Here is a 10,900-nt window from a genome sequence, read left to right as displayed (position 1 = left end):
CCGTGCAGTGTCTCAAAGCAAAACCTTGACCCAGCTATTCACCTATCTGTTCTGGGCGCCAGAAAAGGCACCATCACCTCCGGTCCAAGAACGCCCATTGTCGTCATACATCCAGCGATCCCGGTCGCCGCTCATATTCATGCCACCCATCGTCTGACTGGAACCCTCGGCAGGCATAGACCCGGAACTACGCCCCGGCATCATTGAGCACCCGGCCAGCGTACCGGCAAGTGCCGCGATTAAAAGTAGCGCCTTCATAGCAACTCCTTAAGAACGTGGAGCCTTGCAGGCTAGTCTTGCCGCGCGCGCCTCATGTAAGTTCTTGTTGAACATTCTGTTTGCCTACCCAATTAGTGCACCAGCCCGGCTCAAGCGGGCTTTTTTATTTCTGGAGTGCACTGTTCAAGAGCATGAACATTTACCGCTGTGTCTTAGGTCGTCATGTCGAGTTAATGGCGTCAGGAAACACTTCTACCGATATAGCCTTGCAATGGCTCTGAGTCGCGTTGCCTGATACCCCGATAGCTGTCAGTTCGATCCGAGCTTTGTCAGGCCACTCACCGTATTTTTCCAGGGCGAGAATTCGGGCAAACTATTATTTGTAACAACCAATCGCACTTTGCACCTTAGCGACCATTAATCGGCAATGGCTTACTCCCCTGAAAAAACACGCGGACCACCTTTGTGGGGCCCCAAGTCTTCATCGCCTCTTGCCGATGAAACTCAGCATTTCAAACGCTGGCGTAAGCGTACATGGCAGTTGCACGCTTCGGTCCTATTGAGCCATCTATATGCCTTCCTTCTATTCCTCGGCCACTGCTGGGCAGGCTACGTGCCGTTGCATGCAGTGCTGCTGTATGGCCTCTGGATAGGCGCAGGGATGGCCTTCATCACCTGGGCCTATGCCAGTGGCTGGAGCCAGACTCGGAGTGACCCTGGCTTGTTCTTCTGGCACCAGCTAGTCGCGGTTACAGGGGTGCTGGGCTTGCTTGTCGCAGCTCCTCAGGTTGCGTTCCAGGCACTGGTTATGCTTCTGGTCTTCAGTACCGACGGCTTTCTTGCTCCGCGGCGTACAAGTTTCTGGATGACCTGGAGTTGCACGCTCATTGCAATTGCGCTGGCCGTTTATTGGGTAGGGCCGCAGATGCGCATGACCACCGATACCCTCATCGGGCAGTTCCTCACTGTCGGTGTCATGCTCGGAGCGGTCGTCCGATGCAGCGTCCTGGTCACCTACTTTCGCAGCATGCAATATCGACTCAGTGCGAGCAATGAAAAACTGGCCGTCGCGCTGAAGCAGATTGAAAACTTGGTGCGCAACGATGACTTGACGGGACTGGCCAACCGCCGAGGGGTCATGGATCGACTGCAACAATGTATTCATGCAGCTCAACGCAGAGACGCACCGTTTTGCATCGCAATGCTTGACATTGACTTCTTCAAGCAGGTCAATGACCGTTACGGTCACGAAGGAGGAGATCAAGTGCTTCGAGCCTTTGGACAACTTCTGTCTTCGCAGATTCGTGCAACCGATTGCGCTGGTCGTTACGGCGGAGAAGAATTTCTTCTGGTGCTCTGTGACACACAACTGGCCCAGGCAGGAGCGCTGCTCGAAAGAATTCGCGAAAGCACAGAAGCACTCCCGTGGGCACAGTTGGTGCACCAAGATCTGCGAGTGACCTGTACGCTGGGTGCGACTCAGTATCGACAGGGAGAAACCGCGGAAGCCCTCATCTCGCGCGCTGATGCAGCCATGTATCGAGGCAAGGCAGCTGGACGCAATCGCGTAGTTCTCGCCTAGTTCAAATCTCTGGCTAGCCAAGAGCCTGATCCGCAAGACAACATCCTTGTGGATGGTCATTCCGTCCTCTACCCACAGCTATCAAGAACATGGTGCTTCTCGATGCGGTCATGGACGAAGAGAGCCTGGACGATCGCAGCTTAATACCGGTGGAGCCATTGCCAAGGGCAAGCTTCCGCGCCTGATGCCTGATGCCTGATGCCTGATGCCTGATGCCTGATGCCTGATGCCTGATGCCTGATATGGTGGAAGCGAACAGATCGTGAATCACCGCTGCCTTACTGGGCTTCTTGCAAGAGCGGGTACCGAGGCCGTTTGAATGTCCATGGCCTGGCATCCATGCCGCTGGAGCTTGATCAATATCTCACTACCGATGCATGTGGCATGCTTGGCACCATTCACATTTTTTAACCGTGGAGGCACTAATGAAGATGAACATGCCATGTATCCGCCCTCATGTGGCTGCTTTCGTGCTGGGAGTTTCAGGTCTTGCGGCGGCGTCCAGTTCCTGGGCATGCACACGGCTGGTATTTCAGGGCGCCAACGGCCACGTGATCACTGCACGATCCATGGACTGGAAGAGTGACATCGTCAGCAACCTCTGGGTCCTGCCGCGAGGCATGCAGCGCACTGGCGAGACCGGCCCCAACACCGTGCGCTGGACGTCCAAGTACGGCAGCGTCATCACCTCGGGCTATGACATTTCCACCACCGACGGCGTCAACGAGGCCGGCCTGAATGCCAACCTTCTGTGGCTCGTCGAGTCTCAATATCCCTCCTTCGGCGCCAACAGCAAGCCGGGTCTGTCGATCGCTGCCTGGGCTCAATATGTGCTGGACAACTTTGCGACCGTACAGCAGGCTGTGGCCGCCCTGAGCGAAGAACCATTCACTCTGGTATCCGACAACATGCCTGGCGAAAATCGGCTGACCACCGTGCACCTCTCCATCTCCGATGCCAGCGGTGATAGCGCGATCGTGGAGTACATCGGTGGCAAGCAAGTCATTCATCACGGTCGCCAATACCAGGTCATGACAAACTCGCCGACCTTCGACCAGCAACTGGCGCTCAATACCTATTGGAAGCAGATTGGGGGCACCACCATGCTGCCCGGTACCAACCGTGCTGCAGACCGATTCGCCCGCGCTTCGTTCTACGTCAACGCCATCCCCAAGGATCAAAGCCCGAACAAGGCACTGGCCAGCGTCTTCAGCGTGATCCGCAATGCCTCCGTGCCGTACGGCCTTAATACCCCGGAAGAGCCCAATATCTCCTCCACCCGCTGGCGCACCGTGTTCGATCACGAGCGCAAGCTGTATTTCTTTGAGTCGGCGCTGACGCCCAACACATTCTGGGTGGACCTGAAGGCACTGGACTTCAGCAAGGAAAAAGGCAAGGTAATGAAGATCGATCTGGGACCGGACCAGAATCACACCTATTCGGGGGATGCAACCAAACAATTCAAAGCGTCGCCGCCATTCAAATTTCAAGGCATCTGAGCACTTCGCCGCGCTTGATCGGCCCCGATCCAAACCCGCACCGAGCGGGTTTTTTCTTTCTGGAAAGCGCTGCTCCAGCCCATGCAGGCAGTCGATCCAACCTGCGTCTGTGCTGCCAATGCTCTAACGCAAAAGGAGTACCGGGATTATCCAATTGCACCCAGCGCACGCCCAAAGCCCCCAGACTGACAAGCCAGCAGGAGCCCTTCAATGGGCGCGTATCCCTAGTCTCATCAGACGATTTTCCTCAGCGGCGCCACTCCAAGAATCCGGCTGATGAGTTGCTCGATCTTCAACGGTTGCATCGTCCTTGATGCGCAGATTGGAGTGCATGAGCCTCAGGCCAGACCGAAGAATCTTGATTCGTCTGAATGTTCCGGGAACCTATCGCAAGGAAGTGGCATGTCGTATACGTTGACTGGTTTTGAAGGCAAAGTGGCCGTGGTCACCGGTGCTGGCCGGATGCGCAGCATTGGTCGGCCCATTGCACTGGCATTGGCGCAGGCGGGTTGTGATGTCGTCCTGACGGGCACGGGCCGCGCCCCCGAAACCTATCCGGAAGATGAGCGTGATGCATATTGGCGCGATATCGAATCGGTGGCAGATGAAATCCGCCAGCTCGGGCGCCGCGCCCTGCCTGTGGTTTCCGACGTCAGCAACCCGGAGTCCATCGACGCACTGCTTGCACGCACGATTGCAGAATTGGGGCGTGTGGATTTTCTGATCAACAACGCGGGCGCAACCCGCGGCGACGACCGCACCCCGGTGACGGAGCTGTCCATCGATACATGGCATCGGGTGATGAATGTCAACCTGAACGGAACCTTCTATATGTCTCGTGCGTTCGCAAAACAAATGGGGGCACAGGGAGATGGCGGCGCCATCATCAATATTTCATCGCTGGCAGCGCAGCTGCTGGCGCCGGACACCGGCGCCTATGCCACCACCAAGGTGGCCATCAATGGCCTGAGCACCATCATGGCGCGAGAGCTTGGCCCCAAGAAGATCCGCGTGAATGTCGTGGCTCCAGGCATCGTGGAAACAAGTCGCCTGGATGATGTTCCTCGCGGCAAAGTGTGGGACGACATGATCGCCGGCTACATCTCTCTGGGTCGGGCAGGTACCGGCGAAGACATTGCCCATTTGGTCACATTCCTGTGCAGCGACCAAGGCGAATGGATCACCGGTCAGAACATCTACGTCGACGGCGGCCATCTGCCAACTCCACGCCGCCCGACATGAGTTAACTGCACTCCAGCCGTGAGCCACATGAGTGGGCTCTGACAAGCCACTTCAACCGACAAACAGGTTCGCGCGCCATGCGCACTGCACCATTAAGCAAACTCCATACCCTTTACAGCCGCTTCGTAACGTACAGAGCGTGCCGTCAAGGCCGAATGGCTTGACGTTCAGATTCAGAAAGCAAGAAAGGTCGCCGCCCGACTCCTTCACGAGCACAGGGAGTCTGGCACAGGACCCACATCACTCTATCGAGCTTGAATATCACCGACGCGAATGACGACAGGACCCTGACCTTGATCGTGCTTTGTCGCTGCCAGCCCGTGAATTGCTTGCCAATGGGCTCTGTATGCCGCCAAGTTCTGCCCCGCTCCAGCAAGTTCCTTGGCTCTCGTCAGGCGCTCAAGCGCATCGCCACTGATAGCTGCCGATCGAGCCTCACCGTTGGTCATGTACTCAAAAACAACCCTGCGCGGGCTCATTTCATACGTTGCACTGGCATCCATTCGATCCATACATGCCTCACTGAATTAATCAGCAATAGTTTACCCATAGCCCTCCACTATGTGGCTTTTACTTTCTGAAGCCCTCTGATCACCATTCAATCTGGTAGGTGCTGCGGCAGCTGCCATGCATCCCTCCCCTCCTGCTTTCAAGAAGCCCAGGGACGAGCACCTCCCTGCAGCCACTGTCCACAAACACCTCGGCCCGTCGCGTACTGTTCTCATTCGAGGAGCGGAAACCGAAAGCAAGATCCCCGACCATGCCACAAAGCATTGCAAACAACTGCCACCCTGTTCCCCTGCATGCGGCCTGCGCAGGCAACTCAGCCGACAGTGCCCGATGCTCTCGCCTGTGCAGCAGGCGTACTAGGCGACCAACTGAAAGACTGCGATCGGCATTCAACAGTTCCAGACGTCGGTGACCTGCTTGCATTCGCATTCAAAGCTGGTTTCAACCTTGCAGGCTGCGTCTCTGCCGTGATAATGCCGACCTCTAAGGCATGAGCCCAGCCGGTGAATGAGGACTTCAGGCGTCATGACTGCGACTCCAGCAGCCACGAGGCAATGGCAGATGCCCCCGTGCTTGCAACAGCCCCCAACGAGGCACAAGAAACAGCCTGCAATGCGGGCCTTTTTTGCCTGTTTTCCGGGCTGGAATCAATGATTGCCCAGCCAGGCCACGCTGTTGAGAAAGAGTCGCACCAGTTCGGTCTGACGACGAACCCCGGTCTTGGAAAAGATGGAGCGCAAATGGGCACGGGCGGTATTGGGTTTGATACCCAGGGCGTCAGCAGCCTCCTCCAAAGACATGCCGTTGCTCAGATGCGTGGCCACTGCTGTCTCTGCAGGAGTCAGATGAAAAAGCTGCTGCGTGAGCTTGACGGGCGGCTCTGCCTTGCCCGTCGTATCGCGCAGAAAAACCGCTACGCTGGGACGCTGCTTGCCTTCGGTCCATTCATCGGGAGAGATGCTTTGCACCACCACGCCCCAGTTGAGTTGACCGGACTGGCGAGTGATGGACATACCCTCGGCCATGGAGACGCTCTCCAGCTTGGGCGAAAGCAAGGCATCGCGGATCAGACGCTGCAGCCGGCGATTGTCATTGGCATAGACCGCCTCGAGCCCACCGTTGTTGACCCGTATTCCATCACCCACGTTCAGAATGGTGGTGGCCGCTGGGTTGGCCTCTATCATTTTCCCCGTCTGATCGAGAATGACCACGCCCATCATCAGTTGCGCGGTGGCACGCCCGTATAGCGATATGACCTGCCGGTCACGATGCAGATTCAGCTGCATGTTCAACACCCGCTTGAGGTGCGGCACCAACATGCGCACCACGTCCAGATGTGTTGACTCGAATGCTCCCGCCGCCGCAGGCCGCGTGACACGCCAACCATAGGAGCAGCCGTTATCGGTCATGACATCCACAGCCAGAATGTGCTCGATGTCCACCCCCTTGCACCAGTCGGTGTAGTAGCGACAGGAATGCCATTCGGCCTCCGTCATCACATCCAACAGGGTGAACACCTTGTCCTTGACGATACCGAGAAACGGACTCCATTGCGCATAAGGGTCGTAGGGAATGACTTCGGAGCGACCGCCCGTTGCCGAAATTACCCAGCCCACATTCTCACCATGAGGGTCGCGCACCACGAGCGAAGCGTAGTTGCCATTGGCGCTTGAGCGCAGCAGCTCCAGAAATACCCTCCAGTTCTGCGGGTCCATGGCTGACTCGTACAGCGCAGTAATCAGTGGACTCAAGGCTTCGGTACTGATGACCGAAACCTGTTCCGGCGAAGAAGCTGCCTCAGGCTCCACAGCATACGGAACGGGAAAGCCGGTGACGGCCTGAAGAGCATCCGAGCGATAGTTGTAGAAATCAAAAGTTGCGTAATCGCTTTTGGGCATTTGCTATCTCAAAAATCCGGCCCATCAAATACCGCACAGTTACTCAACTCTGCGCGCGTTCTTCATTGATGCACGCACCCGGAAGTCGGCCCAAGAAATGGCTTGATTTTGCTGAGTCCCCACAAACTGCACATCGTCAAATCAGACGATAGGAAACCTAGCAAAAAAGCATGGCCTCCAACTATTGCAGACCTGCAATATGAATACCGCTGGCATCGTCATCCGACGAATACGGCTGAACTCTCGGCTCCTGCCCGGATGCACCCAGCTCCAAGCGCTTTCGGAATTGCTCCGCAGGCAAGGCTGGCGAGCACAGATAGCCCTGAAAGTAGTCACCCTGTAACTGCTCAATGGCCTGGCATTGCTCCTGTGTTTCCACACCTTCTGCCACCAGTTCCACACCCAATGCCTGCCCCATGCTGATGATGGCGCCCACAATGGCCTTGTCTCCCGCATCGTGCGGCAGGCCGCGCACAAAACTCTGGTCGATCTTGATCTTGGAGATCGGCAGTTTTTTCAAATAGGCCAAGCTCGAATAGCCGGTACCGAAGTCGTCAATGACCAGGCCCACACCCAGTTCTGCGATCTGATGCACGCGCAAAGCCATTTCCTGCGCCTCCTGCAGCAAAATGCTCTCGGTCAGCTCCAGCTCCAGCCACTGTGCCGGCAAGCCGCTGGCTTCCAGCACGTATTTGAGGCGGTCCACAAAGTCCGGCTGCCTGAACTCCAGCGCGGAGACATTCACCGATACCTTGACGGGCTTGCCCATAGCCAGCCAGCGCGCCGCCTCTTGTACTGATTGCTCCAGCACCCAGGCATCCAGCGCAACCACATAGCCGGACTCCTCCGCCAAGGGAATGAAGGCTGCAGGAGAGATCACCCCCAGTTCGGGGTCCGTCCATCGAAGCAAGGCCTCTGCAGCCACGATGCGACCCGAACGGATATGTACCTGTGGCTGAAAGTGCACGGCCATATGTCCCTTGTCCAGCGCCTGGCGCATGGCATGCTCCAGCTTCATGCGCGAGAGCAGACCCGCACTCATTTGCGGCTGGTAGAAGCTGAAATTGCCGCGTCCACGCTCCTTGACGCGATACATGGCGATATCGGCCTGACGAATCAGCTCGTCCAGCGTCAAGCCATCCGCCGGAAATTGCGCAGCCCCAATGCTGCACTGAACGGAAAAGCCCAGACCGTCAAGCATGAAGGGCTGGCGCATTTCGTCCAGAATACGGGCGGCCACGGCCGAAGCACCTTCCCCCGTGCAATCATGCAGGTAGAGAACAAATTCGTCCCCGCCCTGACGGCACAGCACATCGGCAGGACGCAGCAGGCCGCTCAGCCGCTGAGCAACCAGCTTGAGCACCCGGTCGCCGAAGTCATGGCCCAGTGAATCGTTGATGATCTTGAAACGGTCCAGGTCCAGAAACAGAATGCTGAAGGGCTGCTGTGTGAAGCGTGCTGCAGTGATGGCGGCTTGCACGTGACGGCTCAAGCTCAGGCGATTGGGCAGCCCTGTCAACGCATCACTGTAAGCCAGCTGCTCAATCTGCTTTTGGGCACTGCGCTGCATGGTCATGTCGCGCATAAAGCCAATGCTTTGTACCAGACGCCCATAGCCGTCACGCAATGCCACCCAGGACAGCCAGACCGCGCAGCGCTGACCTTCGCTCTGCTTGAGCCAAAGATTGCCCTCCCAGAAGCTGCCCACATCCCAGCGCGCAGCCGCCAGCTCCAGCAGGTCGGACACAGGCCCTCCCTCGGACTCGAACAGAGTCCAGGCAGCGAGCCCAAGCACCGCCTTGCCATGCAGCAGCTGCCCGCCAGCCGGGTTGACCTGAACGATGACACCATTGGCATCGGCAATGAAGATACCGTCCAGGCTGGACTCGAACACTCTTGCAGCCAGACGCAGCTCTGTCGCCGAGCTGGACTCCACCGTGATGTCTCGATAGGAGTAGATACGCCCTATCGCCACACCGCGACTGAGCTGAGGCACGGAGCGGCGCTCCAGAACCCTGCCACTGAGCAGTTGCAGTACCTCCGAGGTTTCAGGAGCCGACAGGTCCTGCGCATCCTGCAAAAGAGTGAACTGACTATCGCTGCTGATGGTCTGCGCTTCCAGATGGGCAAAGACGGCCGCATCATCTCGCTGCACGAGCAGTGGCTCGGGTAGTTGCCACAGCTCCGCGAAACGGTGGTTGAATGCACGAATTCCGCCGCGCAGATCACAGACCAGCATGCCATCTGCAGCGGACTCAAGCGTCGCCCGCAACTCTGCAAGCAGCATGTCCAGTTCGCTCTCGTGCCGCAACTGCTCGCTGCGGTCAAGCATGGTGAGCATCAACCAGCGTGGATTCAAGGCGATGGAGCCCACCCCCATCTCCACAGCTGTCAATGAACCATTGGCGGTACAAATTTCTGTGAGAAATTTCGCCCCACCCACCCAGTTTGAGGCATCCTGCCAGAACGCCTTTTGCACCAGGGAGGCGCACAGCACATCGACATACTGCTCCTGCGCCTGCTCGGGCGTGTAGCCCGTGAGCTGCATACTGGCTGCATTGGCATGCACGACACGCAATGTCTGCGCATCCAGCAGCCAGACCGCCTCCTGCAAACCATCGAGCATGGAGGCAAGCAGAGGGTCAATCAGAAAACTCTGCTGCAAAGTCACGCGAGGTCTTTCTCGGCAGCAGGTGCTGCAGAACTGTCAAAAAAGTAGCAAAGACGCCTTTGCGGCTGTAAAGCTTCTAACGCATTTCGAGAAAGCTGATTTCGCGTCAAGCCTCGGCGAATACCCAAACCCACATATTCAAGCAAATCTACGAACCGCAGCTTCTGCGGCGCCTGCATGTCATAGGTCAGCACCTGCGGCTTGAGCGACTGGCTGGTGTTGACAGACACCACTACGCCCATCCGCCCATCGCTTAGTTCCACCAAAGAGCCCGGCGGATAGACCCCCAAGGTCTGCACGAATGCCTTGAGCACATCGGGCGCATATCGCTGGCGATACTGTCCGTACAGTGCAGCCATGGCTTCATGGGGCGTCATTTCGTTGCCTTGCAGTGGCAGATTGCACAAGCGCTCAAAATTATTGACCAGCGCCAGGATCTGTCCGGCAATGTCCATGTCTTCGGCCAGCAAGCCAAGTGGAAAGCCTGACCCATCGGCCCATTCATGATGCTGGGCGATGGCCGTCGTGACGGAAGGGGGATAGCCCATGGATAGCGCCAGTGCCACCGACTCTCCGACATGGCGCGCATACACGGTCTCTCGCAGAGGCGTGCGGCCCGTGCCCTGATTCAGTGCATTGGCCGACGCGGAAATCTCAAGCCCTGGCTTGCCGATGTCATGCAACAGGGCTGCCGTGCCCAGATCCTTCAATATGTCATCGCACAGGCCCAGCGTCTTACCCAGCAGCAGGCTCAGTACAGAGACGTTGACACCATGAACGCCAAAGGTGGCGCCACCCGTATCCGCGAGCAGATGCAAACTCAGATCACGAGCCTGCGCCAGTTTGACGACTTGCTGCGCAACCAGCATATCCGTCGTTGTCCGCGCCTTCTCGGGGTTGGCTGGCAACAAGGCCTGCACGTCATCAAATACGGAAACCGCGCCCAGAAACCTGGATTGCACGCCCAAGATACTGTTGCGCCATGCATGCGCATCATTCTCAGGGGGGACAGGAGCGAGTTGAGGGTCTGCGGCCGGAGGCGCAGCCTCTGCTTCCAGATCGCTTCTGGATAGATCAACCTGAACTGCCTTGAGCTTCAAGGTCCTGAGTGTCTGCAACTGCTCTTCATTGACAATCTTGAAGCTGCTGACGGGAAACGGGTGGCGCAACCAGCCAGTCTCCAGATGGACATACATGCCAATTCGCAGTTGTCCGATATCAATAGCAACGAAACGATTCACTTTGAGCGCTACACACAAGATAAGACATTATTCCGCAG

7 protein-coding genes are annotated in these 10,900 nt (G+C 57.3%); 3 read left to right on the top strand and 4 right to left on the bottom strand.

The annotated features are described in order from the left end of the window. Positions 1-880 precede the first annotated feature (880 nt). The 3 genes from F0P97_RS10530 (at position 881) to F0P97_RS10520 (ending at position 4,542) form a co-directional block, all read left to right on the top strand. Positions 881-1,801: a GGDEF domain-containing protein gene (locus F0P97_RS10530; RefSeq protein ID WP_182286666.1), complete on the top strand. Its 921-nt coding sequence runs from the start codon at positions 881-883 to the stop codon at positions 1,799-1,801. 425 nt (positions 1,802-2,226) lie between these two features. Then, positions 2,227-3,300: a linear amide C-N hydrolase gene (locus F0P97_RS10525; RefSeq protein WP_182286665.1), complete on the top strand. Its 1,074-nt coding sequence runs from the start codon at positions 2,227-2,229 to the stop codon at positions 3,298-3,300. Between the two features lie 402 nt (positions 3,301-3,702). After that, a complete protein-coding gene (locus F0P97_RS10520; protein WP_182286664.1) occupies positions 3,703-4,542 on the top strand; it encodes an SDR family NAD(P)-dependent oxidoreductase in 840 nt (279 codons plus the stop codon). Positions 4,543-4,787: 245 nt separating this feature from the next. On the opposite strand, the gene F0P97_RS10515 is transcribed toward F0P97_RS10520, so the two are convergent. The 4 genes from F0P97_RS10515 to F0P97_RS10500 all read right to left on the bottom strand — a co-directional run bounded on the left by F0P97_RS10515 (position 4,788) and on the right by F0P97_RS10500 (position 10,862). Further along, positions 4,788-5,054 carry a DUF1488 family protein gene (locus F0P97_RS10515; protein ID WP_182286663.1) on the bottom strand — a complete coding sequence of 89 codons (267 nt, stop codon included), beginning with the start codon at positions 5,052-5,054 and terminating at the stop codon, positions 4,788-4,790. A gap of 645 nt (positions 5,055-5,699) precedes the next feature. Next, positions 5,700-6,950 (bottom strand): helix-turn-helix transcriptional regulator, encoded by a 1,251-nt coding sequence (locus F0P97_RS10510; protein WP_182286662.1) that lies wholly within the window; start codon positions 6,948-6,950, stop codon positions 5,700-5,702. A 181-nt stretch (positions 6,951-7,131) separates the two neighbouring features. Continuing rightward, positions 7,132-9,621: a bifunctional diguanylate cyclase/phosphodiesterase gene (locus F0P97_RS10505; RefSeq protein WP_182286661.1), complete on the bottom strand. Its 2,490-nt coding sequence runs from the start codon at positions 9,619-9,621 to the stop codon at positions 7,132-7,134. Continuing rightward, a complete protein-coding gene (locus F0P97_RS10500; RefSeq protein WP_256496598.1) occupies positions 9,618-10,862 on the bottom strand; it encodes an HD-GYP domain-containing protein in 1,245 nt (414 codons plus the stop codon). The genes F0P97_RS10505 and F0P97_RS10500 overlap by 4 nt, the downstream gene beginning before the upstream one ends. Positions 10,863-10,900: the final 38 nt, after the last annotated feature.

This window comes from Comamonas testosteroni (genome assembly GCF_014076415.1).
Lineage (GTDB): Bacteria > Pseudomonadota > Gammaproteobacteria > Burkholderiales > Burkholderiaceae_C > Comamonas > Comamonas testosteroni_F.
This window is presented reverse-complemented; position numbering and strand designations above follow the sequence as displayed.